This window comes from Actinomadura craniellae (genome assembly GCF_003289645.1).
Taxonomy (GTDB): domain Bacteria; phylum Actinomycetota; class Actinomycetes; order Streptosporangiales; family Streptosporangiaceae; genus Actinomadura_D; species Actinomadura_D craniellae.
In genome coordinates, this window is record NZ_QLYX01000003.1 from 407,638 (window position 1) to 433,894 (window position 26,257).

The 26,257-nt window shown below is 72.0% G+C and carries 24 protein-coding genes; 8 read left to right on the forward strand and 16 right to left on the reverse strand.

Annotated elements, in window-relative coordinates:
* Window positions 1-9 precede the first annotated feature (9 nt).
* Window positions 10-1,299, forward strand: a complete 1,290-nt coding sequence (locus DPM19_RS08775) for a hypothetical protein (protein ID WP_111864585.1) — start codon at window positions 10-12, stop codon at window positions 1,297-1,299.
* Between the two features lie 500 nt (window positions 1,300-1,799).
* Here the strand turns inward: DPM19_RS08775 and DPM19_RS08780 are convergent, their stop codons facing one another.
* From DPM19_RS08780 to DPM19_RS08795, 4 genes are all read right to left on the reverse strand, one after another.
* Entirely contained in the window at window positions 1,800-2,981 is a 1,182-nt protein-coding gene (locus DPM19_RS08780; protein ID WP_111864587.1) for a trans-sulfuration enzyme family protein, read from the reverse strand.
* Between the two features lie 77 nt (window positions 2,982-3,058).
* Window positions 3,059-4,201 (reverse strand): DUF5925 domain-containing protein, encoded by a 1,143-nt coding sequence (locus DPM19_RS08785; protein ID WP_111864590.1) that lies wholly within the window; start codon window positions 4,199-4,201, stop codon window positions 3,059-3,061.
* 42 nt (window positions 4,202-4,243) lie between these two features.
* Window positions 4,244-5,038 (reverse strand): lysophospholipid acyltransferase family protein, encoded by a 795-nt coding sequence (locus DPM19_RS08790; protein WP_111864593.1) that lies wholly within the window; start codon window positions 5,036-5,038, stop codon window positions 4,244-4,246.
* 54 nt (window positions 5,039-5,092) lie between these two features.
* Window positions 5,093-5,770 carry a uracil-DNA glycosylase gene (locus DPM19_RS08795; protein WP_111864595.1) on the reverse strand — a complete coding sequence of 226 codons (678 nt, stop codon included), beginning with the start codon at window positions 5,768-5,770 and terminating at the stop codon, window positions 5,093-5,095.
* 197 nt (window positions 5,771-5,967) lie between these two features.
* On the opposite strand from DPM19_RS08795, the gene DPM19_RS08800 reads away from it, so the two are divergent.
* The gene (locus tag DPM19_RS08800) at window positions 5,968-7,401 is read left to right on the forward strand and encodes a WS/DGAT/MGAT family O-acyltransferase (protein WP_111864598.1); all 1,434 of its coding nucleotides are present in this window, start codon (window positions 5,968-5,970) and stop codon (window positions 7,399-7,401) included.
* Window positions 7,402-7,455: 54 nt separating this feature from the next.
* On the opposite strand, the gene DPM19_RS08805 is transcribed toward DPM19_RS08800, so the two are convergent.
* Together DPM19_RS08805 and DPM19_RS08810 are read right to left on the reverse strand one after the other, a co-directional pair.
* A complete protein-coding gene (locus tag DPM19_RS08805) occupies window positions 7,456-8,487 on the reverse strand; it encodes a hypothetical protein (protein ID WP_199484931.1) in 1,032 nt (343 codons plus the stop codon).
* Window positions 8,478-9,332, reverse strand: a complete 855-nt coding sequence (locus DPM19_RS08810) for a DUF4253 domain-containing protein (RefSeq protein ID WP_233509981.1) — start codon at window positions 9,330-9,332, stop codon at window positions 8,478-8,480. Before DPM19_RS08810 ends, DPM19_RS08805 begins: the two co-directional genes overlap by 10 nt.
* Window positions 9,333-9,515: 183 nt before the next feature.
* On the opposite strand from DPM19_RS08810, the gene DPM19_RS08815 reads away from it, so the two are divergent.
* Complete coding sequence (locus DPM19_RS08815) at window positions 9,516-9,893, forward strand: hypothetical protein (protein WP_111864601.1); 378 nt, start codon at window positions 9,516-9,518, stop codon at window positions 9,891-9,893.
* Between the two features lie 4 nt (window positions 9,894-9,897).
* Here the strand turns inward: DPM19_RS08815 and DPM19_RS08820 are convergent, their stop codons facing one another.
* From DPM19_RS08820 to DPM19_RS08850, 7 genes are all read right to left on the reverse strand, one after another.
* On the reverse strand, window positions 9,898-10,623 hold the full coding sequence (locus DPM19_RS08820; protein ID WP_111864604.1) for a histidine phosphatase family protein: 726 nt from the start codon (window positions 10,621-10,623) through the stop codon (window positions 9,898-9,900).
* 28 nt (window positions 10,624-10,651) lie between these two features.
* A complete protein-coding gene (locus tag DPM19_RS08825; protein ID WP_111864607.1) occupies window positions 10,652-11,254 on the reverse strand; it encodes a GTP-binding protein in 603 nt (200 codons plus the stop codon).
* Entirely contained in the window at window positions 11,235-11,621 is a 387-nt protein-coding gene (locus tag DPM19_RS08830; RefSeq protein WP_111864610.1) for a DUF742 domain-containing protein, read from the reverse strand. Before DPM19_RS08830 ends, DPM19_RS08825 begins: the two co-directional genes overlap by 20 nt.
* A 4-nt stretch (window positions 11,622-11,625) precedes the next feature.
* Window positions 11,626-12,045, reverse strand: a complete 420-nt coding sequence (locus DPM19_RS08835) for a roadblock/LC7 domain-containing protein (protein ID WP_233510013.1) — start codon at window positions 12,043-12,045, stop codon at window positions 11,626-11,628.
* Window positions 12,046-12,147: 102 nt separating this feature from the next.
* Complete coding sequence (locus DPM19_RS08840; RefSeq protein WP_111864616.1) at window positions 12,148-14,493, reverse strand: sensor histidine kinase; 2,346 nt, start codon at window positions 14,491-14,493, stop codon at window positions 12,148-12,150.
* Between the two features lie 211 nt (window positions 14,494-14,704).
* Window positions 14,705-16,252, reverse strand: coding sequence for a prenyltransferase/squalene oxidase repeat-containing protein (locus tag DPM19_RS08845; RefSeq protein WP_199484933.1), 1,548 nt, complete (start codon window positions 16,250-16,252; stop codon window positions 14,705-14,707).
* Window positions 16,249-17,619 (reverse strand): cytochrome P450, encoded by a 1,371-nt coding sequence (locus DPM19_RS08850; protein ID WP_111864618.1) that lies wholly within the window; start codon window positions 17,617-17,619, stop codon window positions 16,249-16,251. The genes DPM19_RS08845 and DPM19_RS08850 overlap by 4 nt, the downstream gene beginning before the upstream one ends.
* 342 nt (window positions 17,620-17,961) lie before the next feature.
* Here DPM19_RS08850 and DPM19_RS08855 point away from each other — a divergent pair, with 342 nt between their 5' ends.
* From DPM19_RS08855 to DPM19_RS08865, 3 genes are all read left to right on the forward strand, one after another.
* Window positions 17,962-18,993, forward strand: coding sequence for a terpene synthase family protein (locus tag DPM19_RS08855; RefSeq protein WP_111864620.1), 1,032 nt, complete (start codon window positions 17,962-17,964; stop codon window positions 18,991-18,993).
* 200 nt (window positions 18,994-19,193) lie between these two features.
* Window positions 19,194-20,213, forward strand: coding sequence for a polyprenyl synthetase family protein (locus DPM19_RS08860; protein ID WP_233509982.1), 1,020 nt, complete (start codon window positions 19,194-19,196; stop codon window positions 20,211-20,213).
* Window positions 20,214-20,309: 96 nt separating this feature from the next.
* Entirely contained in the window at window positions 20,310-22,184 is a 1,875-nt protein-coding gene (locus DPM19_RS08865; RefSeq protein ID WP_325050201.1) for a CASTOR/POLLUX-related putative ion channel, read from the forward strand.
* Between the two features lie 108 nt (window positions 22,185-22,292).
* Here the strand turns inward: DPM19_RS08865 and DPM19_RS08870 are convergent, their stop codons facing one another.
* A complete protein-coding gene (locus tag DPM19_RS08870; RefSeq protein WP_111864623.1) occupies window positions 22,293-22,733 on the reverse strand; it encodes a hypothetical protein in 441 nt (146 codons plus the stop codon).
* 231 nt (window positions 22,734-22,964) lie between these two features.
* On the opposite strand from DPM19_RS08870, the gene DPM19_RS08875 reads away from it, so the two are divergent.
* Together DPM19_RS08875 and DPM19_RS08880 are read left to right on the forward strand one after the other, a co-directional pair.
* Window positions 22,965-23,918: a 2-hydroxyacid dehydrogenase gene (locus DPM19_RS08875; RefSeq protein ID WP_233509983.1), complete on the forward strand. Its 954-nt coding sequence runs from the start codon at window positions 22,965-22,967 to the stop codon at window positions 23,916-23,918.
* Between the two features lie 73 nt (window positions 23,919-23,991).
* A complete protein-coding gene (locus DPM19_RS08880; protein ID WP_111864629.1) occupies window positions 23,992-24,984 on the forward strand; it encodes an LLM class flavin-dependent oxidoreductase in 993 nt (330 codons plus the stop codon).
* Between the two features lie 2 nt (window positions 24,985-24,986).
* Here the strand turns inward: DPM19_RS08880 and DPM19_RS08885 are convergent, their stop codons facing one another.
* Window positions 24,987-25,559: a DUF7662 domain-containing protein gene (locus tag DPM19_RS08885; protein WP_111864632.1), complete on the reverse strand. Its 573-nt coding sequence runs from the start codon at window positions 25,557-25,559 to the stop codon at window positions 24,987-24,989.
* Window positions 25,560-25,716: 157 nt separating this feature from the next.
* Window positions 25,717-25,920: a cold-shock protein gene (locus tag DPM19_RS08890; protein WP_111864635.1), complete on the reverse strand. Its 204-nt coding sequence runs from the start codon at window positions 25,918-25,920 to the stop codon at window positions 25,717-25,719.
* Window positions 25,921-26,257: the final 337 nt, after the last annotated feature.

Genomic DNA, 26,257 nt, shown 5'->3' on the forward strand with positions numbered 1-26,257 from the left:
AGCATCGCAGTGACATCGAACGACGGCCGCGCGGACACCGGCGAGCGGGAGGAACGGGAGGAGCAGCAGGAGCGGAAGGCCCGGAAGAAGGTCCGTAGGGTCCGGGTCATCGAGGTCATCGACGACGAGGACCTCGACGAGGTCCTGGCCGCGCTGGACGAGGCCGACGAGGACGAGCCCCCCGCCAGGCGGCGCCCGAGGGAGAACGGGTCGGCCGCGCGGGCCCGGACCGCCGAACCCGAGGATGACGCCGAGCCGGCGCCCGCCCGGAAGCGGGCTCGGAGCGCTGAGCGCGAAGAGGACGCCGAGCCGGCGCCCGCTGGGAAGCGGCGGTCCCGGGGCGCCGAGCTCGAAGAGGACGCCGAACCGGCGCCCGCTGGGAAGCGAACCCGGAGCGCCGAGCTCGAAGAGGACGCCGAGCCGGCGCCGGCCGGGAAACGGTCCCGGAGCGCCGAGCTCGAAGAGGATGCGGAATCTGCGCCCGCCCGGAAGCGGTCCCGGGGCGCCGAGCTCGAAGAGGACGCCGGGCCGGCGCCTGCCCGGAAGAGGACCCGGGGCGCCGAGCTCGAAGAGGACGCCGGGCCGGCGCCTGCCCGGAAGAGGACCCGGCGGGTCGAGCCCGACGCCGACGAGGAGGAGCCGCGGCCGGCCGGGGCCGGGGACGACGAGTCGGTGGCGGCCTTCCGGGCGGCTAAGGCCCGGAAGGCCGCCGCCCCGTCCCGGCCGGCGGCGCTGGCGGCCTCGCCGAGGCTGACCGCCGCGCTGGTCACGGTGCTGGTCGTCGTCCTGGCCGTCCTGCTGGCCTGGCAGTGGCGGACGGCGGGCTCCCTGGCCGCCGAGCAGGACGAGCGCGCCGCGGTGGCCAAGGTGGCGGGGGAGTACGGCAACGTCGCGTTCTCCTACACCGCCGTCGACTACCGGCAGCAGATAGCCCGCAACCAGCGGCTGCTGGGCGGCGACCTCCTCGCCACCTACAACCGGAGCACCGCCCCCAACCTGGGCAACGTTTTCGGGAAGAACCCCCAACTGGTGATGTCCTCGAAGATCAAGAAGGTCTATGTCGGGGACGTCATCGGTGACCTGGCCACCGCGGTCATCCTGGTCGACATCAGGTTGCAGACGCCCGAGGGTGCCAACGACGGTGCCGACACGCTGCTGCGCCTGGCCCTCAAGCGGGAGTCCGACGGCTGGAAGGTGACCGAGCAGCGCGCCTCCGGCCAGGGCGACGGCGACCTCACCGCCGATCTGCCCACCGCGCCCAGCACCACGCCCAAGCCCACCCCCACCGCGAAGGACTGAGAGCGGCCGTACGGGGGCGGGTGCGTGCCGCGGCGCACCGAACCAGGGACCGAACACGCGTTTTCCCGGATGGTCCGGCATATCGGTCAGGGGACACCATAGGGGTGTCGGATGAAGGTACGCGCCGATTGCACGCTCCGGCGCCGCGTCCGATACAGAGGTGGTCCGGTGCCGGGGTGCGAGGGGGCGCGCACCGGACCACCGCCCGAGCCGAGGGAGCGAGCGTAGCGAGTGAGCGAGGTGCGGGCGGCGGGGGTGCTGCCCGAGCCGAGGGAGCGAGCGTAGCGAGCGAGGTGCGGGCGGCAGGGGGAGTGTCCGAGCCGAGGGAGCGCGGCGAGGCGAGGGCGGCGGGGGTGCCGTCCGAGCTGAGTGAGCGCGGCGAGGGCAGTAGGGGAGTGCCCGATCCGAGGGGACCGGGGCGGGCGGCGGGGGTGCCGCCCGGCCCGGCGGGTCGGGCGCGGAGAGTGAGCCGGGGGTCGGGCGGCCGGGGGGCCGCCCGATCACTCCTTCGCGGCGGCGAGCGCCTGTTCGAAGTCGGCCCACAGGTCGCCGGGGTGCTCGATGCCCACCGCGACCCGGACGGTGCCCGCACCGATCCCGGCGGCGGCCAGCCCCTCGGCGTCGAGCATCCGGTGCGAGGTGCTGGCGGGGTGCATCACCAGCGTCTTCACGTCGCCCAGCGACACCGCGAGCGCGGCCAGCCGCACCGACTCGATGAAGGCGCGGCCCGCGTCCCGGCCGCCGGTCAGCTCGAACGAGAGCACGCCGCCGGCTCCGTCGGGCAGTAGCCGCCGGGCCACCTCGTGCTGCGGGTGGCCGGGCAGGCCGGGGTAGTGCACCCGCTCCACCGCGGGGTGCGCGGCGAGCCGCTCGGCCAGTTCCTGCGCGTTGGAGCAGTGCCGGGCGATCCGCAGCGGCAGCGTGGCGAGCCCGCGCAGCAGCAGCCAGGCGGCGAACGGGTCGGTGACCGGGCCCAGCTCGGTGAACTGGTTCCACACCGTGCGGTGCACCCCGGGGTCGGCGAACACCGCGACCCCGCCGAGGACGTCCGCGTGGCCGCAGATGTACTTGGTGGCCGAGTGCAGCGAGATGTCCGCGCCGTACTCCAGCGGCCGGCAGAGCAGGGGGGTGGCGAAGGTGTTGTCGACCACGCTCAGCACGCCCTCGCCGGCCGCCTCGATCAGCGCGGGCAGGTCGGCCACCTGGGTGCTGGGGTTGGCGATCGTCTCCAGGTAGAGCATCCGGGTGGTGGGCCGGACGGCGGCCCGCACCTCGCCGGGGTCGGTGCCGGAGACGTAGGTGACCTCGACGCCCCGGCGCTCGGCCAGGTCGCGGACCAGCGCGTGCGTCCCGCCGTACAGGGAGTGCTGGATGACCAAGTGGTCACCGGCGCTCAGCAGGCCCAGCAGCACCGCGCTGATGACGCCCATCCCGGAGGAGGCGGACAGCGCGCCGGTCCCGCCCTCCAGGTCGGCGACGGCCTCCTCGAGGGCACGGACCGTCGGGTTCCCCATCCGGCTGTAGAAGTAGGCGTCACCGGGTCCGTCGAACGCCTCGGCCAGGGTGTCGGCTTCGGTGTAACCGAACAGGTGCCCCTGGTAGAGGGGCACGCTGAGCGGCCGCCCCGCGGCGGGTTGCGGGATGGGCGGGTGGACGGCGCGGGTCTCGGGGTGCAGGCTCATATCGTCCACCTTCGACCGGGCGCCCCCCGGCTGACCAGTGCCAATCGGGGAAAGTGGCCCACTCCACGGGCCGGGTCTCACAGGTAGAAGCCGGTGTCGGTCGCCGGGGCGGAGTCCTGCGGGGCGGGTTCGCCGCGGCGCAGCGCCACCAGTTCGGCCAGCGTGGCGCCGTCGGGCCCGACCGCGTCGGCGGAGCCGGTGCCGTCCAGCCAGGTGGTCGCCTCGGCGCGGGTCAGCGGGCCGACCTCGACCTGGGCCAGGCAGCGGCCCGGCCGGACCACGGCCGGGTGCAGCCGGGTCAGGTCCTCGTTGGTGGTGATCGCCACGAGCACGTCCCGGCCCTGGCCGAGCATCCCGTCGGTCAGGTTGAGCAGCCGCGACAGGCCCTGCCCGGTGGACTGCTTGGCCTCGCCGCGGATCAGCTCGTCGCAGTCCTCCAGGATGAGCAGCCGCCAGCGGCGGTTCTCTCCGCTGTCGTCGCCGCCGACGGCGACCTCCATCAGGTAGGCCGGGCTGCCGAACAGCGCCTCGGGGTCGAGCACGCAGTCGGCCTGGCACCATGACGCCCACTCGCGGGCCAGCGCCCGCAGCGCGGTGGTCTTGCCGGTGCCGGGCGGGCCGTGCAGCAGCAGCAACCGGCCGGAGACGTCCTCGCGGGTCAGCGCCATCAGCCGGTCGAGCCGGGCGGCCACCGGCGCGGTGTAGTTGCCGCGGATCTCCGCCCAGGAGGCGGCGGAGATCACCCGCTCCCGCCGGGCCGGGCCGTGCTGGGCCAGGTGCCAGAAGCCCATGTCGACCTGTGAGGCGTCCGTGTCGGCGGGCGGTTCGACGGCGTTCTCGGTGGAGCGTGCCAGCACCGACTCGGCCAGTTCGTCGCTGACCGCGCTGACCTCAAGGTAGGCGTTCCCGTCTTTCCAGCGTTTGGCCAGCAGGGTCCACCCGTCCCCTTCGACCAGGACGGATCTGGCGCCGTCGCCGCCCACGGACGAGCGCACCGGCCGGGCGTCGGGCGGGCAGAGCGTCGCCTCGCCGCGCACCCGCTGCAACCGGGTGGACCGCGCCCACGGCTGCTCGCCGGAGGTGAACGGCACCAGCGCCAGCATGTCGATCACGTCGGTGGCGGTCTGGCTGTCGTTGAGCCCCAGGGTCGTCGGCGGCATGGCGAACGAGCCCGTGTCGGCGGACTCGACCAGGCGCAGCTTCTCGGGAGGCGTGGACATGGCTTCGATGATCAGGTGCCCGGGACGTGCCCGTCCACCGAATTACGCGGCCGGTTCGCCCTTGGCCCGCTCGGCCTCCCGGGCCGCGTGCCGGGCGGCGCGCTCCTCGAGCTCCTTACGGTCGAGCTCGGCGGCCTCCTCCGGGGTGGGCGCGGTGCCCCCCAGGTGCGCGGGCAGCCACCACTTCTCGTTCTCGGCCGGGGTGTCGGGGTACTCGCGCTGTGCCCGGTCCACCAGCTCGCTCATCTGGGCGCGCAGCTCTTCATTGATCTTGTTGAAGTCGTCGCCGCGCTTGGGGTACATCGGCTCGCCGACGAGGATCGTGATCGGGATCTTGCGCTGGAACAGCCGCTTGGGCCGGTTCTTGGTCCACATCCGCTGGGTGCCCCACAGCGCGATCGGCACCATCGGGACGCCGGCCGCGGCGGCCATCCGCGCGGCCCCGTTCTTGATGTCCTTGACGGTGAAGGACTGGCTGATGGTGGCCTCGGCGAAGACGCCGATGACCTCGCCGCCCTTCAGCGCGTTCAGGGCCGCCCGGTAGGAGGCGGCCCCGGCCTCCCGGTCGACGGGGATGTGGTGCATCCCGCGCATCAGCGGGCCGGAGATCCGGTGGTCGAAGACCTCTTTCTTCGCCATGAACCGGACCAGCCGCCCGGAGGGGTTGGCGGCGAGCCCGGCGAAGATGAAGTCGAGGTAGCTGATGTGGTTGCTCACCAGCACGACACCGCCGGTCTGCGGGATCCGCTCGGCGCCCTCGACGTGGAACCGCATGCCCAGCACGCGGAAGAGGGTCTTCGCAGCGGTGATGACCGGGGGATACACGAACTCCGTCATGGAGGCACCGTAACCTACGCTCTTCGTTACCCCCGAGTCACCGGGGCGGACGGCTCAGGGGAGTTTCCAGTCGAGCGGCGCGGCACCCTGCCGCTCCAGCGACTGGTTGGCGCGGCTGAACGGGCGGGAGCCGAAGAAGCCCCGGTCGGCGGACATCGGGCTCGGGTGCGCCGACTCGATGCACGGCACCCCGCCCAGCAGGGGACGCAGGTTGCGCGCGTCACGACCCCAGAGGATCGCCACCAGCGGCTGGCCGCGGCCGGCCAGCGCCCGGATCGCCTGCTCGGTGACCTCTTCCCAACCCTTGCCCCGGTGCGAGGCGGGCTTGCGCGGCGCCACGGTCAGCGCCCGGTTGAGCAGCAGCACCCCCTGCTCGGTCCAGGGGGTGAGGTCGCCGGTGCTCGGCTCGGGGTGGCCGAGGTCGTCGCAGTACTCACGGAAGATGTTGATCAGGCTGCCGGGCAGCGGCCGCACCTGCGGCGCCACCGAGAAGCTCAGCCCCACCGCGTGCCCCGGGGTGGGGTAGGGGTCCTGCCCGACGATGAGCACCCGCACCTGGTCGAACGGCTGCCGGAAGGCGCGCAGGATGTTGTCGCCGGCGGGGAGGTAGCGGCGGCCCGCGGCCACCTCGGCGCGCAGGAACTCGCCCATCGCGGCGATGCGGCCGGCGGCCGGCTCCAGTGCGGCGGCCCAACCGGCCTCGACGATCTCGGTCAGCGGACGTCCCGTCATGGGGCTTCAGCCTAGTGCCGCGCCGGGGCCGGTTCGGGGTGTTTACTGGTGATCTACGAGGCCGTTTTTCGGACGATTGTTCATCAGGTTAAAGGGCCGTTACTTTCCGCTTTCAGCCGTTGACCTACCACTGGGTACTGCGTACTTCGTGGTGTATGGCCACGCAGAATCCACGATCCCTGGGGATGTAGCCGATAATGCGCCAGTTGACCGCTTTGGACGCAAATTTCCTGAATGCCGAGGGTGGTGGGACCCTCACCCACATCGCCGGGCTCGCGGTGCTCGACCCGACGACCCGTCCTGGCAACCGACTGACCTGCGCGGACCTGGCCCGGCTGGTCGCCGAGCGCGCCTCGCTGGCAGCACCGCTACGCCAGCGGCTCGTCTCGGTGCCGCTGGGACTCGACCGGCCCTACTGGGCCGACGACCCCGACTTCGACCCGGCCTGGCACATCTCCGAGGTGGGCCTGCCCGCCCCCGGGGACGACGCCCAGCTCGCCGAGACCGTGGCCCTACTGCACGAGCGCGAACTCGACCGCTCCCGGCCGCTGTGGGAGGCCGTCATCATCCAGGGCCTGCTGGGCGGCCGGGTCGCCGTCTACGCCAAGGTCCACCACGCCGCCACCGACGGGGTGCTCGCCGCCGACATCCTGGCCGCGCTGCTGGACCTGTCGCCCGAACCCCGCCCGGTGCCCGAGGCCGGCGCCGAGCCCGTCCCGGCCCCCAGCCCCGCCGCCATGGTGAGCGCCGGCCTCACTCGCTCGGTGTTCCATCCCGTCGCGGCCGCGCGGTCACTGGCCCAGGCCGCCCCCTACCTCGACGAGGTGCCGCTGCTCGGGCAGCTTCCCGGCGCGCGCCGGGTGGCCCGGGCCCTCCAGGAGGCGCTCGGCCGCGACCCGCTGCCGCCCGGCCCCCGGCTGGTCGCGCCGCCGACCCCGTTCAACGGGCCTGTCGGCCGCCGCCGCTCGGTCGCCTTCGGCTCGCTCCCGCTGGCGGAGGTCAAGCGCGCCCGGGGGGCCCTCGGCGGCAGCGTCAACGACGTGGTGATGGCGCTGTGCGCCGCGGCGCTGCGGCGCTGGCTGGACAAGCGCGGCCGGCTGCCCGACGTCCCGCTGGTCGCCGCGGTGCCCGCCTCGCTGCGGCGGCGCTCCGCCGCGGCGGACGGCGCGAACCAGGTCTCGGTCATGCTCGCCCAGCTGCCCACCCACCTGGACGACCCGGCCGAGCGGTTCACCGCCATGCGGCAGGGGATGGCCGCGGCCAAGCGCCGGTTCGCCGTCACCGGCGGGGGCTGGCTGGACGCGCTCAGCCAGCTCGCGCCCGTCCCGCTGTCGGGCCCGCTGGTCCGGCTGGCGATGCGCACCGGGTCCGTCCGGCCGATCAACCTGATGGTGTCGAACGTGCCGGGCCCGCAGTTCCCGCTGTACCTGTGCGGGGCCCGGGTGCTCGCCTACCACCCGGTCTCGGTCGTCAGCGACCTGACCGGCGGGATCAACATCACCGTCTTCTCCTACGACGGCCGGCTCGACATCGGCATCGTGGCCTGCCGCGACATGGTGCCCGACCCCGGCGAGCTGATCGACCACCTCGACGACGCCCTCGACGAGCTGAAGGGACTGCTAGAGCCCTAGCACCGGCCCGGCTCCGCGAGGCCGTGGTCGACGCAGACCGGCTTGAAGGGCCTGCTAGAGCCCCAGCGCCGTCCGGTGCCGCCGGGCGAGGGCGAGGACGGCGGCGCCCGCGGGCTGCATCGGCTCGACCGCCGCCGGCTCCGGCGGGAACGGGACCCGGCTCACCCGGCCCTCGTCGTTCGTCTCCACCAGCCCGCCGAACTCGGCGTCGAACACCTCCGGGTCGAACACCGCCACGACCAGCAGATCGACGCTCAGCGTGAGCGGATCGGCGCCCAGACCCAGCCAGTGCACCCGGATCAGCCCCGCCCGGCGGGCCTCGGTCAGCCGCCGGTGGAACGGCCAGGACTCCTGGTCGAAGTTCGGGCCGTACTCCTCGGGCGCGCCCAGGAACTCCTCCGCGTACTCGCGGACCATGCACCGCCAGGGGTCCAGGTCGGCCCGCTCGTCGGCCACCTGCTGGAACACCCCCACCGGCATCACCTGGTGCAGCCCGCCCGCGTGTACCACCTTCGCCGGGTCGCGCCAGTGCAGGACGAACTCCGGCACGGCCCCCGCGCGGACCGTCAGGACGGTGATCGCGGGCAGCGCCGGCCGCCGGGACAGGTCCCCCGGGGCGCCGACCGCCCCGCGCAGCGCCGTCCCCCCGGCGGCGAGCTCGTGGCCCAGCGCCTCGCCCACGTCCACCCCGTCGAAGTACCGCGCCGGGCCGAACCGCAGCACGCGCTCCCCGGCCAGGTCGGCGCCGAGCAGCCGGTAGGCCGGGCGGTTCTCGAACACGGCCGACGGGGCCAGCGCGGCCAGCGCCGCGGAGTACGACTCCAGCCCGGCCGTCAGCTCCGGCCCGGCACCGGTCACCGCGGGCGGGCCGGGGCGGGCATCCCAGCCGAGCCGGACGTCCGCCAGCGGCACCGGGGCGGCGGGCAGCCACTCCGGGCGGTGCAGCAGCGTGGTGCCCTCGACCCGGGGCACGCCCGGGTACAGCTCCGCCGCGGCCAGGCCCAGCTCGTGCCGCCGCCGGTTCAGGTCGGCCCGCACCGCCCGCCAGCGCTCGGCCCGTCCCGGGCCGGCGGGGTTCAGTCCCACCAGAAGGACCAGGATCGGGCGCCGCGGATCGTCTCGGCGTACTCCACCAGCGTGCCCGGCCCTTGGACGATGTTCTCCGGGCAGAAGGTCCAGTGCTCGGCCGCCACGTGCAGGGCGTGCCGGGAGGTGACCGGGGGAGCGGCCACGCTCAGCTCCAACGTGTTGAACCCCAGGCCGACCACGCGCGCGCCGAACCGGTCCTCCCAGGAGCGCACCACCGCGGCCAGCGGGGCGGTCCAGTGGTTGTGGTTGAGCGCGCCCTGCCAGCCGATCACGGCCAGCGCGTCGGCGCCGCGGCCCGCGGCCACCAGGCCCAGCGGGGTGCCGCGCCGGACGAGCAGGTCGGCGTACCGGTCGGCGGCCAGGTCGGGGTCCTCCACCAGCCGGCCCGGCGGGGCCAGCCCCGGGCAGTGCCGCCCGTAGGGGTCGATCTCGTCGAGCTGGCCGTGCGGTTGGGCGGACACCCAGTCGGCCCACACCTCGGACACGAAGGCCCCGGCGTCGTAGGCGTCGATCTCACCGACCGGCTCGGGCGCGACCTGCCCGGCCGACCAGGGCTGGGTCGAGTCGTCCAGCAGCACCGGCCACAGGCCCGAGTCGCGGTGCTCGGCCCGCAGCCGGGCCCAGAGCCCGGGCCGCGCCGGCTCGTCGGTCAGCCAGCAGGCCGGCCGGCGGACGCGCTGGCGCTGGCGGTATCCGGGGTCCGGCCACACCAGGGCACCGGGAGGAAGTCCGGCCGACAGCGCCCGCCCGGCGCCGCCGTCGGCGAAGAGCCGGCTCAGCTCCGGCGGCAGCGTCCGCCCGCCTCCATGATCTTCCATCTCGGCCATCTCGGTATGGATCACGCCGAAACCTCCCCGACACCAGCGAGATCGTAGTCGGCACGGGCCATGTTCGTGTCGCGGCTGCCGGGATACGACCTATCAGGTGCCGCGATCGTCACACTGTGGTGCCGGAACATCCGCTCCGGTCCGTGACGTTGTCGGCACGGTGACAGGACCTGGACCCGAGCCGAAGAGGAGCGCCGAGTGAGAATTCCCAAGCGCGTCAACACCGCCTGGGACTGGGCAGAGGCCAACCAGCGCGTGCTGGTGGTCGTGATGACCCTGGTGATCGCGGCGCTCGCGATCCCCTGGCAGCCCGCACTCGCCGCCTTCGTCGTCGGGCTCTCCGCCGGCGGCCTGCTGGTGCACCGCCGGATGGCGCGCCGGGCGACCCGGCTGCGGACCGAGATCGACGACCTGCTCCGGGAGAACGGCGCGCTCCAGCACCGCAACATCGTGCTCTCCAGCGGGGTGCTCACCTCGCAGGCGCTGCTCACCCAGCGGCTGCCGGTCATCCCCGACGAACTGGAGGAGGCCGAGGAGGCCGGGGAAGCCAAGGGAGCTGACCAGGACGGCCCCTGAACCATCAGGTCAGGGGCCGGGCCGCGGCGGCGAAGCCCGGGTCGAGGTGGGCGGTGTCGTTGTAGCGGCGGACGATCCACTGCGGCCCCACGACGACCAGGTGGGAGATCGAGCCGTTGTCGCAGCCCAGGAACGCGAACGGCCGGGACCGCGCGGCCAGCGCCAGCGCCTGCGCGATCACCCCGCCGTGGGTGAAGACCGCCAGCCGCCGGCCCGGGTTGGCGGCGGCCAGCCCGTCGACGGCTGCGCGCACCCGGGCGGCGAACTTCTCCGCGGGCTCGGCGCCCGGGATCACGTCCCACCGCTCCTCGGCCCACAGCCGCTGCGCCACCGGGCCGTTCTCGGCGACCATCCGGCGGAACAGCCCGCCCTCCCACGCACCGAGGTGGACCTCGCGCAGCCCGGCCGTCACCACCGGCTCCAACCCCAGCCGGGCGGCGAGCGGCGCGGCGGTCTGCACGGTACGGCGCAGCGTGGTGACGTGGATCGCGTCCACGTGCTCGCCGCCCAGCCGGAGCGCCACCCGCTCGGCCTGCTCGCGCCCGCCAGGCGCCAGTTCCGGATCGCCGTGCCCGTCGACCAGCGGGAACGGCCGGTCAGGCCGGGCCGGCTCCGACTCGCCGTGCCGGATCAGCAGCAGTTCGGTGGCACCCGCGGGCGGCTGGAAGCGGGCCTGCCGGTACTCGTCGGGTGAACCAGGAGAACCTGAAGAACCTGGAGAAGTGGTCACGGCTTCCGAACCTAGCGCCCCGGCCCGGTTACGTGGGCGAGGGCTCCTTCGGCCGGGTGCCCCGCATGCCCATGGCGTGCCGGACGAGCTTGATCAGGACGTCCTTGCACGACTCCCGGTCCCGGGCGTCGCACAGCATCACCGGCACGTTCGGCGGCAGGTTCAGCGCGAGCTTCACCTCGTCCAGCTCGTACTGGCGGGCCCCCTCGAAGCAGTTGACCGCCACGATGAACGGGGTGCCGCGCCGCTCGAAGTAGTCCACCGAGGGGAAGCAGTCGGCCAGCCGGCGGGTGTCGGCGAGGACCACCGCGCCCAGCGCGCCGAGCGCCACCTCGTCCCAGACGAACCAGAACCGCTCCTGACCGGGCGTGCCGAACAGGTAGAGGACGAACTCCTCACCCATCGTGATGCGGCCGAAGTCCATCGCCACGGTGGTGGTGTTCTTGGCCTCCACCCCGGAGATGTCGTCGACGCCCACGCCCTGGTCGGTGAGGACCTCTTCGGTGCGCAGCGGTTTGGTCTCCGAGACGGTGCCGACCATGGTGGTCTTGCCGACCCCGAAGCCGCCGGCGATCAGAATCTTGATCGCCGTGGGCATCCGGCGGCCTCGTCTAGAGCGCCCGGAGTCCATCGATCACCGCCTCGTACATCCTGATGTCGGCCATGTCGGCCTCTGAATCGGGTTCCTGGACGGCCACGTAACCCTTGTCGAGCAGGTCGCCGAGCAGGACCCGGACGGTGCCTGCCGGCAGGTCGAGATGCCCGGTCAGCTCGGCCACGGACATGATGTCCTGGCAGAGCCGCAGGATGGCCAGATGCTCGGGGCCGAGCCCCGGCTCGGAGGTCGGGGCGGGCTGGGTGGCCTCGACGAGCGTGATGAGGTCGAACTTGCCGCGGATGGGCTGGATGCGACCGCTCGTCATCACGTACGGGCGGACCATCGGCCCGGCGTGCTCGTCGAGCCAGCGTTCCTCGTTGCGATCCTCGGGTGAGTTCATGACCTCAGCTCGTGCCGTTGGTGGACGCCGCCGTCCGGGACGGCGAGGTCAGGTGATGACCGACGCTGGTCACGAGCATGGCCATCTCGTAGGCGATCAGACCGACGTCGGCGTCCTCGGTGGCCAGCACCGCCAGGCAGGCGCCCTTGCCCGCCACGGTCACCAGGAGGAACGCCGACTGCATCTCGATGATGGTCTGCCGGACCGTGCCACCGCCGAACCGCTCGCCGGCCCCGCGGGCCAGGCTCTGGATCCCGGCCGCCACGGCCGACAGGTGCTCGGCGTCGTCCTGGCCGAAGTCGCGGGACGCCGCCATGAGCAGCCCGTCGGCGGAGAGCACGATCGCGTGCTGGGTCTCGGCGACCCGCTTGACCAGGTCGTCCAGCAACCAGGCCAGATCAACGGATGAACCTGTCTTCTGCACCACTCGTTGTCCTTTTCTACTTCCCGCCGCCGCGGTCCCGTGGCTCATCGGGCGCCGGGTCGGTCGTTGTCGACTCTGGGTGGGCGCGGAACCCGGGTCAGGTCACTCGTCCGGCTGTTCTGCCGGACCCTTCCCGAGCTTCTTCGCTGCCGCCGACCTGCCGCGGCGAGTGCCCGACTGGTAGGAGCCGAACATCTGGCGGATCTCCTCCGGCGACCGGCTGCCGGGCTCCTCCTCCTCCAGGCTCTCGGTCGTGGTCGGCGTGTCGGTGCGCAGCGCCGGGGCCAGGCTCGCCTGGGGGACCCGGAGCGGCAGCCCCGACGGGGTGGTCTCGGTCTCGGCCGGTTCGGCCGGCGCGTCGGTACCGCTGGTGATCTCTTCGATGGCGGGCTCCGGGGGGGTACGGGGCTCGGGTACGGGCCGGGGCACGGCCGAGACGTTCTTCTCGACCTGGACCATCGGCCTTTCCGCACGGGCGGTGCGGAGATCATCGATCTTCACGGGCTCGCCGTTCCGCCGGGCGCCGACGGCCGCGGGCACCGGGGTCTCGCCGCTGGCCGCGCTGTCGCCGCCTTCGATGTCCTCCACCAGCTCGCGCGGGACGAGCACGACGGCCGTGGTACCGCCGTAGGCGGAACGCTTGAGGGAGACCTGCAGTTCGTACCGCTGGGCCAGCCGGCCGACCACGTACAGGCCGAGCTGCACGGAGCTCGACATGTTGAACTCGGGCGGGTCCATGATCCGGCTGTTGATCTCGGCGAGCCGCTCGTCGGTCATGCCGAGCCCGCGGTCCTCGATCTCCACCGCGTACCCGCTGGCGACCATGTGACCGCTCACCTGGACCAGGGTGTAGGGCGGGGAGAAGGAGACCGCGTTCTCGATCAGCTCGGCGAGCAGGTGGGTGATGTCACCGACGGCGCGGCCGGTCAGCGAGACCGGGCCCATCGGCGACACGGTGACCCGGGTGTAGTCCTCGACCTCGCCGACCGCGGCGCGGACGACGTCGACCATCGTGACCGACTTCTTCCAGCCACGGGCCGGGGTGGAGCCCGACAGGACGATGAGGTTCTCGGCGTTGCGCCGCATGCGGGTGGCGAGGTGGTCCAGGCGGAACAGGTCCTCCAGTTCCTGCTCCTCGACCTCGCGGCGTTCCATCGCGTCCAGCAGGGTCAGTTGCCGGTGCACCAGGGTCTGGCTGCGGCGGGCCAGGCTGAGCAGGATGTCGCGGATGCCGCGGCGCAGTTCGGCCTGCTCGACGGCGGTCCGGATCGCGGTCTCCTGGACCACGTTGAACGCCTGGCCCACCTGGCCGATCTCGTCGTCACCGAACTGCAGCGGCGGGGCCTCCTTGGCGACGTCCACGGTCTCGCCGTGACCGAGCCGGTCGACCACGCGGGGCAGCCGGTTGTCGGCCAGGTCGTGCGCGGCGTCCCGCAGCTTCTCCAGTTGGCGGACCAGGGCCCGGGCCGTGGTGATGGAGACGATGACGGAGGCGATGACCGCGAGCAGTCCCAGCCCACCGGCCAGCACCAGCCGGACGATGACGCCCGCGGCGACCGGCTTGGCCGCGTCGACGAGCTTGTCACCGGCGCCCAGCGTCGTCTTCGTGATCTCGTCCAGCGCCGGCCGGGTGACGTTCTGCCACTGCTCGCCGGTGAGCGGCGGTCGCTGGCTGAGCCGGCCGTGCTGGATCACGAGGTCCTCGGTGGCCCGCAGCCGGTTGAGCGCCGGGCTGGCGTTCAACCGCGGGGCCAGTGCCGGGTCGACGTCGGCGAGCTTGGTCTGGGCGTCGCCCATGAAGAGCCGCCGGGCGCCGACCATCTGGACGAACTCGTTGTGCTCGGCGGCGGTCACCCGGCCGGCGGAGATCATGCCCGCCAGCAGGGCGTCCTCCTCCGAGAGGAGTTCGGTGGCCCGGGTCATCTCGATCAGGGTCCGGGTGTCCTGGGCGAGTTTCTTGTCGTCCAGGGTCGCCATGTAGGTGTACATCTGGAACAGCGTGCTGATCGTGTCCGAGTACGCGGTGGCCGCCCGGGTACGGTCCAACACCCGGCCGTCGACGTCCTGGCGGGTGGCGGCGAGGCCGTTCAGCCGTCGGGTCATCTCCGTGAGGTGCCGCTTCAGCGTGTCGCTGGCCGCCAGGTCGACGTTGCGGGAGCCGATCCCCTCGATGAACTTCGCCCGGGCCCGGTCGGTGCGGGCCCGCTGCGTGTCCAGGGCTGCACGCTGCCCGCCGCTGCCGAGGGCGACCAGGGTGAGCCGGCGCTCCTGCTGCAGTTCGGCGAGCAGCGGTTCGCTGGGCTGCACCACGCTCGAGTCGAGTGTGGCGACCCAGAGCATGTTCAGGCCCTCGCGCACGGTCACCCAGGCGGCGAACATCCACAGCGCGGTGAGTGACAGGATCAGCGCGGTGACCTTGGTCCGCAGACGGGAGTTGCGGAAGCGCATTACATGGCCTCAACAAAGAATTAAGAGATGCTCGCATTGGTCCGAAGAATTTAACGGTTGCGAAGCATCTGGTGTCGGGCGCATGGGCGGTGGCTCGTAACCGTCCCACGCTGCGCAGAACCTTAGCAACACCATCAAACCCGCTCAAGGTGAATCGTCTACATCGCCATAGACGGGGCGTATGCCCAGGTAATAAGCGGTAGGTGAGATTTCATCTAGATGAAACGTGCGCGTTGTCCAGCGCGAGTCCGCGTGCGGCGAGTACGGCCGATCGTACGATCGCCGTGGGCAGATAGAGATCCTTGTCATGCCACAGGGCGGGCTCGTCGGGACCCGGCGCGGTGGCCGGCAGCCGGTCCAGACCCCGGGCCACGGCGGCGCGCGCCGCCTCGGCACTCTCGCCGTCGGCGGGCCGGGAGAGGAGCAGGATCTGCATCGCGTACGCCGTCTCCTCGGCGGTGCCGGACCAGTGGCCCCACGAGCCGTCGGGACGCTGGGAGTCCAGCACCCACCGCCGGGCCCGGTGCACCGCGGGGCCGCCCGTCGCGCCGCCGAAGCGTTCCAGTGCGAGCGCACAACAGGCCGTCGCGTAGTAGGGCGAGGCGTGCCAGCGATCCCGCCAGCTTCCGTCGGGTTCCTGGCGGCCGGCCAGCCAGGCCCCGACCCGGGCGATCGTGGCGGCGTAGCGCGGAGCCTCGGCGGGCACGGCGGCGGCGTACTGCCCGAACGCCTCCAGCACGTGCGCGTTGGTGCTGACGGAGACCCCGTCCTCGCCCGGCCAGGTGGCGAAGTGGGCGCCGGCCTCGTACGCCCACAGCGGGTCGGGACGACGCGGGGCGCCGAGCAGGGCCAGCGCGTACAACGCCCCGGACGTGGTGTCGGCGTCCGCCGGCAGGCCCGCGGCGGCCGGGGCGCCCCGCTCCCCGACGGCGTCCGCCAGTTCGCGCACCAGCGTGTCCGGCACGGTGACCGGGATGCCGGCCCGGGCCAGCCAGCCCAGTACCCAGCCGCGTTCGAAGACGGTGATGGGCAGGCCGCACGGCACCGGTCCCCCGTGCGGGCGGGCGGCCTCCTCGAGGTAACGGCGGGCCGGATGGTCGGGCTCGGGCTCCTGGTCGCCGAGCCAGGCGGCGGTGGCGGCGGGGGAGGCACCGATCGTGCCGGTGCTCTGCGGGCGGAGCGCCGGCAGGCCGCGCGCGGCGTCGCCGGCGAGTTCCAGGGCGTGGATCAGCTTCTCCGGTATCTCGCCGCCGCCGGTGAGCACGGACCGGATGACCGGCAGCAGCGCTCCGTCCAGTTTCGGGGGGGACGGCAGCGGCTCGGCCAGCCGGCGGTTGATCAGTTCGATCAGGGCGGGTGCGAGGTGCTCGATCGCCGGCATGTCGGGGAGCGCCGGGCCGCCGCCGGAGAGCCACCGGCGCAGCACCGCCACACCGCGCTCGGCGGACCGTGCCAACTCAGGGTCGTGCGGCCGGGCGGCGAGCAGCGCCTCGGTCGCGCTGAGCGTGGGGACGAGCGCGTAACCGGGGTCGGGCGCCCCCCAGCCGCCGTCCGGTCGCTGGGTGGCGACCAGGTAGTCCAGCCGCTGCCGGTGCCCGGCCAGCCAGGGCGTCAGGCTGATCACCCGGCCGGTCTCGTAGACCGAGGGCGAGACCCTGCCCCAGGGCTCGGTCAGCAGGCCGTCCACCAGTTCCTGGGCGGCCGCGGCGATCTCCGCCACCGGTCCGGTGCGGGCCGGCGGCGGATGGCCGGCGCTCACGCCGGGTGCCCGGTGCGGATCACCGGCTGGAGCGTCATCCCTATCTTGTCGCGGGGGCGTACGGTCGCCGCGATCCGGCCCTTGACGGGCCTCGGGTCGGTCAGCTTCGGCCGGAAGCGGCTGAGGATGGCGGCCACGATGAGCTGCGCCTCGATGTTGAAGACGTGCATGCCGAGGCACTGGTGCTGCCCCCCGCCGAACGGGAAGTAGGCGTAGCGGTGCCGGTTCCGGGCGTTCTCGGGGCGGAACCGCTCGGGGTCGAAGGTGAGCGGGTCCGGCCAGATGGATTCCAGGTGGTGGGTGATGAGCGGGCTGAACAGCATGGTCGCGCCGGCCTCGATCTTCACTCCGTCGATCACGTCGGAGCCGACGGCCGTGCGGGGGAACAGCCAGCCCACCGGGAACAGCCGCAGCAGTTCCTGGATGACCATCCGGGTGTATTCCAGGTCCGGCAGGTGCTGGGGGCCGACCGGATCGGACCCGACCACGCGGTCGATCTCCTCGTAGAGGGTCTCGGCCACCTCGGGATTCGCTTCCAGGGCGGGCCACAACCAGGTCAGCGCCACGGAGGTGGTCTCGGTGCCCGCTCCGAGCATGCTGACCACGTCGTCGCGGATCTGCCGGTCGGTGAGGGGCTCGCCGTCCGGTCCCCTGACCCGGCACAGCGTGGCGATGACGTCGTCACCGCCGTCGTCGAGCCGCCGGACCTCCCGGATCACCGGGTACACCACGGAGTCGACCGTCTTGACGGAGCGTAGGAAGGCCCGGTCGCCGGGCAGCGGGACCGCGTTGGGGACGAAGGGCAGCAGCAGGCGGAAGGCGATGGAGTGCACGATCGTCTCGAACGCGGGAACCAGCAGGGCATTGCCCTGCTGGGAGATCCGGTCACCGAAGAAGATCTTGATGACGGTCTGGTTGACGACGCTGTTCATCTCCTGGGAGGCCTCGACCGTCCGGCCGGACCGGCCGCGCCAGGCCATCTGATCGACCGCCTGGTTGACGGTTTCGGCCATCCGCTCGGTCAGGGATGTGACGTTCCGCGAGGTGAAGACGGGCTGCAGGTTGCGGCGGCTGTGCTCCCAGGTCGGGCCGTCACCCAGGATGCCGTCGCCCAGCAGGCGTTCGAGAGCGTTCCAGAACATGCCTTTACGCCGGTAGTTCGCGGAATTACCGCGCAACACGTGCTGGACATGATCGGGATCGGTCACCAGATACGGTCGGAACGTTCCCGCATTCAGCCGAATGATCTCCCCGGAGGCGTCGGTGCCGACCTTTTCGAAAGCGGCCAGCGGGTCACGGAGGAATCCGGGTGCGAGTCGGCGGAGCGGAACTGTTCGAGCTGGTCTCGCTCTCGGATCGGTTGACATTAAGAGCCGCCCTCACTTCGCGGTGTGGCATTATCCTGCTTGGCAGGCGAAGATCGTGGGTTCGCTACGGATAGCGATCATCGACTGTCGCCTTGTGACCTCGCTCGACAGGTGAGTTGCATTTGTCATCAATGAACAACGGGAGTATCACACGCCCCTCTTTGGGGGACAAGATCGCAAAGGTCATAGTTTGGGGCCTATGGGAGTGATGTACCTATCACTCCGGTTTGATCTAGCATGGTGCGTCCCTGATCAGCTATGTTGATCTTGATCGGGTGATGCCCCGGCTTCGCCCCGGCAGGTCTTCGTCGAGGCGAAGCAGCAGCTCACGAGGGGTTTTCGGTGGTTCAGTCAGACCGGCGTTCGTACTTCGACATCCATAACGCCGTTGTGGGCAGCGTGCTCCCGGATGCTCATCCGCTGAAGGGGATCCCGGTCGAGGATCTCGACGCGGTGCTCGACGGGGCGGTGGCGACGACACGCTCCGTGAGCGAGCTGTTGCGGCCCTATTCGGTTCTTTATCCCGACGGCCGGCGCACCGAAAGCCGGCTCGCCTTCTGCTGCCTGTCGGCGGCGGCCACCTTTCCCGGCGCGGCCATCGACGTGCTGACCGATATGGCGGCGCTGACCATGCTGCTGTTCGGCGTGGACGACGTCACAGACGAAATCGTCGAGAGCTGTACCGACGAACAGTTCGAGTCTTTCACCACGGACCTGTACGCCGTCCTGGCCGGTGGCGCGGCGGGCGAGTGGGACCCGGCGGGGCCCGCGGGCCAGGTGCTGGCCGCCTGGAGCCTGTGGAGCGAGCGCTTCCACGCCCGGCCCATCGCGGGGGCGCACGTCGCCGAGGTGATCGAGCAGTTGAAGGTGGCGCAGCGGGCGTTGACCCGGGAGCGGCGCTGGACCGCCGGGACCGCACCCCTTCCCTCCTACGCCGAATACCTCGACAACGGTCTCGTCACGTGTTTCTACCCGCTGTGGTGGGTGGCGGCCCTGGGCGTCTGCGGGCCGGAGCCGGCCGTGACCGAACACGCACGGCAGATCGAATCGGCGACCCGGGTAGGGGCCTCGTGCATTCGGCTGGCCAACGACGTCCGCTCGTTCGAGCGGGAGAAGCGCGAAGGCAAGCACAATGCCATCTCCGTGCTCCAGAGCGCCGGCGCGAGCGAGGACGAGGCGATTCGACGGGTGCTCGACCATATTGCCGAGCTCACGGTCGAGTTCGAGGCCGGGCTATCAAGCTTCCCCGCCGAGTTGGCCGCTATCGCCGATTGGCAGCGACGGAGTGTGCGTTTCCATCACCACTGGTTCATGGCGCGTGACACCCACGGTTTCAGTGTGACGGAACTGGCGGCGCAGGCCGCTTCGGCGTAACGCACTGTGACAATCGGGCTGGTCAGCGCCTCCGATCATGGAAAGATTACGTTAACTTCGCGCATTTTTCGACTGTGGTGTTCTCATTCATCGACTTATCTGCAATTCTAGGTGAAAGATCACCATCATTCCGTGACCTGGGTAGGGAATGACCAGTCGTGACGCTCGATGTTTCTGGCCTGTGTAAACCCGAAATTGATGTGACCGAAACCCTGGGGCAATGCCGGGAGTTGGTCGAACCGGTGCTGCGTGAGGCGGTCGCCGGGCTGCATCCCTGGCCGGGGCGGATGGCGGCCTTCACGTTCGGCTGGATCGAGGCTGACGGCACCCCCCGGGAGGGCTCCGGCGGCAAGGGGATGCGCCCGGCACTGGCCGTGCTGTCGGCCCGGGCCGTGGGAGCCCCGCCGGAGGCCGCGGTGGCCGGGGCGGTCGCGGTGGAACTCGTGCACGCCTTCTCCCTGGTACACGACGACATCATGGACGGCGACGAGCTCCGCCGGCATCGCGAGACCGCCTGGAAGGCCTACGGCGTCGGCCCCGCGGTGCTGGCCGGGGACGCCCTGCTGGCGCTGGCCATGGGGACCCTCGCCCAGGCGTCGGGCGGGGACGCGGTGGCCGCGCTCGCCCGGCTGTCGGACACGCTCGTCGAGCTCGTCAACGGCCAGGCCGACGACGTCGCCTTCGAGAACCGGCCGTGGAGCGGCCCGGAGGCGGTCACCGTCGAGGAGTACCAGGAGATGGCCGCGGGCAAGACCGGTTCCCTGCTCGGCTGCGCCGCGGCGGTCGGCGCGCTGCTCGGTGGCGGCCCGGCCGCCCTGGCCGACGAGATGGCCCGGATGGGACGCCTGCTCGGCATCGCCTTCCAGGCCGTCGACGACCTGCTGGGCATCTGGGGCGACCCGGCGACCACCGGCAAGCCGGTTTTCAACGACCTGCGGCAGCACAAGAAGACCCTGCCGGTCGTCGCCGCGCTGCGGTCGGACACCGAACCGGGCCGGCAACTGGCGGACCTGCTCGAAACCGGGCGCCCGCTCGACGAGGACCTGCTCCGGCTCGCCGCCGAACTGGTCGATCGGGCCGGCGGCCGGGACTTCGCCCAGGAGCAGGCCGAGACCCACCTGGAAGAGGCCCTGAAGATCATTGAGTCCGCGGCGCTCGACACCGCCGCGGCCGGGGAACTGGCCGCGCTGTCCCGGTACATCGTCCGGCGCAGCCACTGATCTCCGGTTCGCCGGATTCGCGGGATCTGCGCTGCTAATTTTTGCGTGCGGTCGAGCCCGCAGGGTCCCGGCCGGCCACGGGGGAGGTAGCACGGGGTGGGTCAGCTCAAGCGGCGTGACCGGATGCGGTACTGGTTCGACAACACCATGTCGCGGGGCACCTCGGCGCTGATCGGCTGGCTCGGCCTGGCCTCCGGGGTGCTCATCCTGGCGGTGGCCTCGCTGGCCATGGTGATCGCGCCGCGCGACGCGGGCGACAACGGGCACTGGCCCGGAGTGCTGTGGCGCAGCCTGCTGCGCACGCTCGACCCGGGCACCATGGGCGACGACGAGGGCTCGGCGCCGTTCCTGGCCCTGATGCTGGCGGCCACCGTCGGCGGCATCTTCATCGTCAGCGCACTGATCGGCGTGCTGACGACCGGCCTCGAAGGAAAGATCACCGAGCTGCGCAAGGGCCGGTCGCGGATCGTCGAGCAGCGCCACACCGTGGTGCTGGGCTGGTCCGACCAGGTGTTCACGGTGATCACCGAACTGGTCGAGGCCAACCAGAGCCGGCGCCGCTCCTGCATCGCGATCCTCGCCGACCACGACAAGGTCGACATGGAGGACGCGATCCGCGCCCGGGTCGGCGACACCGGCCGCACCCGGGTGGTGTGCCGGCGCGGCAACCCGCTCAAGGTCGCCGACCTGGAACTGGTCAGCCCCGGCACCGCCCGGTCGATCGTGGTGCTGTCACCGCCGGTCGAGGACCCCGACATCCACGTCATCAAGACGCTGCTGTCGCTGGGCGCCCGGACCTGGGACGAGCCCCGGCCGCACGTGGTCGCGGCGGTGCACGACTCGGCCAACCTGCCCGCGGCCCGGCTGGCCGGCGGCCCGTCCGCACACGTGATCGACGCCGACGACCTGGCGATCCGGCTGATCGTGCAGTCCCACCGGCAGTCGGGGCTGTCCACGGTCTGCACCGACCTGCTGAACTTCGAGGGCCACGAGTTCTACATGCGTCCCGAGCCGGCGCTGACCGGGGTGACCTACGCCGCCGCGCTGGACGCCTACGACCTGGGCATCCCCGTCGGGTTGCGGCGCGCGGACGGGGAGGTCCTGGTCAACCCGCCGATGGACACGGCGATCCGCGCCGACGACGAGGTCATCGTGCTGGCCGAGGACGACCTGCTGATCCGGCTGGCCACCGGCCGGCCGCCGGTGCACGAGGAGGCGATCGCCACCGCCGCCCCGCACCCGCAGGAGCCCGCGCGGACGCTGCTGATCGGCTGGAACCACCGCGCCCCGAAGATCATCGGCATGCTCGACGAGTTCGTCCGGCCCGGCTCGTACCTGGAGATCGCCGCGCTGCGCGCCGACCCCAGCGGTGAACTGCCCCGGCTGAAGAACCTGACGACGGGGTTCACGCACTGCGACGACACCGACCGCACCGACCTGGAGAAGCTCGACGTCGGCTCCTACCAGCACATCATCGTGCTGTCGGACGCCGGCTTCGACCCGGCCGTCTGCGACGCCCGCACCCTGGTGACCCTGCTGCACCTGCGCGACATGGAGGAGACCCTGGGCGACCCGTACTCCATCGTCAGCGAGATCAACGACGACGCCAACCGCGAGGTCGCGCAGGTCACCAAGGCCGACGACTTCGTGGTCAGCGACAAGCTGATCAGCCTGACCCTGACCCAGCTCAGCGAGAACCGGCACCTGTACGACGTCTTCATCGACCTGCTGGAACCGCTGGGCTCCGAGCTCTACCTCAAGCCCGCGGCCGACTACCTGGTCCCCGGCGTCCCCGCCAACTTCGCCACCCTCATCGAGTCGGCCCGCCGGCGCGGCGAGACGGCCCTCGGCTACCGGCTGGGCGCCCGCTTCCACGAGCCCCCGAAGTACGGCATCGTCCTCAACCCCGACAAGTCCGCCCCGCTCACCCTCACCGAAGACGACAAGGTCATCGTCCTCGCCGAGGACTGATCCGGCCCGGCCCCCGCCCGGCTACGACGGCTCCGCGCGGCCCGGCCGTCCGGTGGTCCTTCGGCCCCCGGGGGTGCGGTGTCCCGGGGACCGAGGGATCGCCGGACGTCAGTTCGGGGACAGGACGATCAGGCGGCGCGCGGCCCGGACGAGGGCCCGCGAGACGCTGTGCGGTGTGGGGACGATGACGTCGGTGGGGTGCGCGGCGGCGAAGTCGGCGAAGATGTGGTCGCGGCTGGCGATGGAGAACTCGGTGAAGCCGTGGCCGGCCAGGAACCTGCCGCGGTCCAGCAGGACGTGGTCGGCGCCGTCCCGGCCGCGCGGGGCGACCGCGATCGGCAGGCGCAGGGCGATGAACAGTTCCAGGTGCTGCTTGAGCGCCCAGGGGCGGGCCACCAGCAGCCGGTGGTGCACGGGGCCCGCGGTCTCGACGGTCCTGATCAGGCGGTCGGCGACCAGCCCGTAGTCGGCCAGCCGGGCGCTCTCGAAGAGCATGTTCTCGAAGTCGATGAGTAGTGCGCGGCGGGGTGCTGCGTTCCGGTGGTTCATGGGGGGCTCCGCTCACGAACGGGATGAATAAGTGGTTTCTCGGCGCTCCAGGGCGGGTGTCGGTGCGGGACGGCGGTCGCCGTCATCGGGTCTGACTGTGTACGGGAGGTGAAAGTTCCCTTACCGGGATTCTTACCGGATCGACGTCATTTCACAGCCTGCCGGGCGAAGCAGCCGACCAGCGACGCCATGCCACCGCCGCGTACTCGGGCTGCCGGTACGGTGAGCGGCGTGCCGATCGACTCCCTGCGGGTGCTGTTCCACTTCGACGCGGGCCCGGCGCTGCGCGAGCGGTTGGTGCCGCTGCTGGCGGGCCTGGACGTGCGCTGGTGCGCCGAGCAGGACGAGGAACGGTTCGCCGGGCTGCTGCCCGACACCGACGTGCTCTGGCACGTGTTGCGGCCGATCACCGCGGCCGACTTCGACCGGGCGCCGCGGCTGCGGCTGGTGCAGAAGCTGGGCACGGGCGTCAACACCATCGACCTCGACCGGGCCCGGGCGGGCGGGGTGGCGGTTGCCAACATGCCCGGCGCCAACGCCCAGGCCGTGGCCGAGCAGGCGCTCGCGCTGATGCTCGCCGCGCTGCGCCGGGTCGTCCCGCTGGACGCCGCCACCCGGGCCGGGCGGGGCTGGCCGGTCGACACCTCGCTGCCGGAGAAGATGGGCGAGATCGCCGGGCGCACCGTGGGGCTGGTCGGGTTCGGCTCCGTCGGCCGGATACTGGCGCCCCCGCTGGCCGCGCTGGGCGCCACGGTGCTGCACCACACCCCGTCCGGCGGCCCGGCGACGCCGGGCTGGCGGACGCTGGACGACCTGCTCGCCGAGTCCGACATCGTCTCGCTGCACCTGCCGCTGACCGCGGAGACCGACCGGCTGATCGACGCCCGGCGGCTGGCGCTGATGCGGCCGGGGGCGATCCTGGTGAACACCGCGCGCGGCGGGGTGGTGGACCAGCCCGCCCTGGTGGCGGCGCTGCGCTCCGGGCACCTGCGCGCGGCCGGCCTGGACGTCTTCTCCGCCGAGCCCGTCGACCCGGCCGACCCCTTGCTGCGGCTCGACAACGTTGTCGTCGCCCCGCACGCCGCCTGGCTCACCCTGGAGACGATGGAACGCAGCGTCCGCGCCGCCGCCGGCAACTGCCACCGCCTGGCGGCGGGTGAGCCCCTGCTGAACCGGGTGGTCTGAGACCCCGGTAGTCCGACGATCCGCATATAGTCGTACGGTTATTGCGGGAAATGTCGGGTTCAAGGGAGAACGCATGGCCGTCGCAGGGGTTCCGCTGTCGGTGCTCAGCCTGGCGCCGATTCCGCAGGGGCGGACCGCCGCCGACGCGCTGCGGGCGACCACCGAGCAGGCGCGGCGCGCCGAGGAGTGGAACTACCTGCGGTTCTGGGTGGCCGAGCACCACAACATGCCGGCGGTGGCCAGCTCCGCCACGTCCATCCTGATCGGGCACCTCGCCGGAGCCACGTCCCGGATCAGGGTCGGCTCGGGCGGCGTCATGCTGCCCAACCACGCGCCGTACATCATCGCCGAGCAGTTCGGCACCCTCGCCACGCTGTACCCGGACCGGATCGACCTGGGGTTGGGCCGCGCGCCCGGCACCGACCCCTGGACCGCCCGGGCGCTGCACCGCGACCCGTCGGGCGGGCTGGACTTCCCCGACCAGGTCGCCGAGCTGCGCGGCTACCTGGCGCCCCCGACCCCCGGCCGCCGGGTCCGCGCCATTCCCGGCGAGGGGACGCAGGTGCCCGTCTGGCTGCTGGGATCCAGCCTGTTCAGCGCCCGGCTGGCGGCCCGGGAGGGGCTGCCGTTCGCGTTCGCCTCGCACTTCGCGCCCGACCAGCTGCACGCGGCCCTGGAGGTGTACCGGCGGGAGTTCCGCCCCTCCGCCGAACTGGACCGGCCGCACGCGATGGCCGGGCTCAACGTCATGGTGGCCGACACCGACGAGCGGGCCCGGTACGAGTTCAGCAGCGTGCAGCAGCGGGTGCTGTCGATCGTCCGCGGCGACATCGGGATGCCGCCGCCGGTCGCGGACATCGACGCCCTCTGGACCCCCGCCGAGGCGCAGGCCGTCGGTTCCATGCTGCGCGAGGCCGTCGTCGGCGCGCCCGGGACCGTCCGCCGCGGCCTGCTGGAGTTCGTCGAGCGCACCGGCGCGGACGAGCTGATCGTGGTGAGCGAGCCCTTCGACCCCGCCGCCCGGCTGCGCTCCCTGGAACTGCTGGCCGAGCTCTGGGAGCTGTGAGTTCAGGCGCGGACGGCGCGGAAGCGCACCCGCTGGCCGGGGATGTCCACGGTCTCCACGTGGTAGCCGGCCGACATCCACGCCTGCGCCTGCTCCTGCCGTGAGTCGTTGTCCCACCAGTGCGCCAGCCGCGGGTTCCGGGCGGACGGGGGCAGGTGCACGCCGCCCATGGTGACCTCGATGTCGTCGAACGTCATCTCGATCCGCTCCCCGCCGTGCTGGAGGAGGTAGTCCGACAGCGGCCGGTACCTGGTCGGCGGCGGGAGCGGGGCCTCGATCAGCCACTCCCGTGCCGCCCGGGTGGGCAGCGCGATGAACGAGCAGTTCCGCCAGCGCCGCTGCTGGTCGGGCGTGTGCAGCGGGGCGACCAGGTACTTCTCGTCGGGCGGCCGGCCCTCGATCCGGGTCAGCGTGCCGACCCGGTTGGGGTCCCAGCCCCGGCCGAAGTCCGTGATCTCCAGGACGAGGTCGCCCGGCCGCGGGGCGAGCATGCGCTCGGCCAGCGGGGTGCCCTGGCTGGCCAGGAACAGCTCGTGGCCGAGCACGGCGAGGATGCGAGCCTCCTCCGGTGTCACTCCTCGCTCCGTTCGAACCCTGTGCGGGAACCGCGTTCGCTATGTCCGACACTTTCAGGATTGGTGGTAGATCGAGGGCGCGCCAGAGGTGGCAGATCGCAACTGGGAAACGAAAAGCCCCGCACCGTTCCCGGTGCGGGGCTTTCAGCGTCTCGGATCAGAGGACGCGGATCGACTCGGCCTGCAGGCCCTTCTGGCCCTGGGTGACCTCGAACTCCACGGCCTGACCCTCCTGGAGCTCACGGAAGCCGTTGCCCAGGATGTTCGAGTAGTGCGCGAAGACGTCAGCGCCGCCGCCGTCCTGGGCGATGAAGCCGAAGCCCTTTTCCGCGTTGAACCACTTCACGGTGCCGGTAGCCATATACCGTCTGTACTCCTTCACGGGTGCCGGACCCGCACCTTACGGACCCGGTGTCGCCGCGATGACTCCAGAAAAACGAAATGCGCCTGAGGGTCAACCAGCAGGCGCACATAAAGTCTCATGGGAACCACAACTGCAACGCCACTTAGACTAGCACGCTCCGGCCACCGCTTCGCGTGATCTAGGTCACCGGCCCACGGGTATCGGCGAGATCGCCCAGGTTACGGGTGCGGTCGCACAAGGTTCCCGGCCGTCCGGTGGCGCCGCTCCCCGGGTTGCGGCCGGCCTCTGGATCCCCGATTCGCCGCGTGTTGAACTCGCGACCGAGTCGAGGAGC

Excerpts from the sequence above, each read along its gene's own strand:
- DPM19_RS08825 (WP_111864607.1), bottom strand. The coding sequence starts at position 11,254 with ATGGACTCCGGGCGCTCTAGACGAGGCCGCCGGATGCCCACGGCGATC.
- DPM19_RS08830 (WP_111864610.1), bottom strand. The coding sequence starts at position 11,621 with ATGAACTCACCCGAGGATCGCAACGAGGAACGCTGGCTCGACGAGCAC.
- DPM19_RS08880 (WP_111864629.1), top strand. The coding sequence starts at position 23,992 with ATGGCCGTCGCAGGGGTTCCGCTGTCGGTGCTCAGCCTGGCGCCGATT.
- DPM19_RS08890 (WP_111864635.1), bottom strand. The coding sequence starts at position 25,920 with ATGGCTACCGGCACCGTGAAGTGGTTCAACGCGGAAAAGGGCTTCGGC.
- DPM19_RS08785 (WP_111864590.1), bottom strand. The coding sequence starts at position 4,201 with ATGTCCACGCCTCCCGAGAAGCTGCGCCTGGTCGAGTCCGCCGACACG.
- DPM19_RS08850 (WP_111864618.1), bottom strand. The coding sequence starts at position 17,619 with ATGTCAACCGATCCGAGAGCGAGACCAGCTCGAACAGTTCCGCTCCGC.
- DPM19_RS08780 (WP_111864587.1), bottom strand. The coding sequence starts at position 2,981 with ATGAGCCTGCACCCCGAGACCCGCGCCGTCCACCCGCCCATCCCGCAA.
- DPM19_RS08795 (WP_111864595.1), bottom strand. The coding sequence starts at position 5,770 with ATGACGGGACGTCCGCTGACCGAGATCGTCGAGGCCGGTTGGGCCGCC.
- DPM19_RS08800 (WP_111864598.1), top strand. The coding sequence starts at position 5,968 with ATGCGCCAGTTGACCGCTTTGGACGCAAATTTCCTGAATGCCGAGGGT.
- DPM19_RS08790 (WP_111864593.1), bottom strand. The coding sequence starts at position 5,038 with ATGACGGAGTTCGTGTATCCCCCGGTCATCACCGCTGCGAAGACCCTC.
- DPM19_RS08840 (WP_111864616.1), bottom strand. The coding sequence starts at position 14,493 with ATGCGCTTCCGCAACTCCCGTCTGCGGACCAAGGTCACCGCGCTGATC.
- DPM19_RS08870 (WP_111864623.1), bottom strand. The coding sequence starts at position 22,733 with ATGAACCACCGGAACGCAGCACCCCGCCGCGCACTACTCATCGACTTC.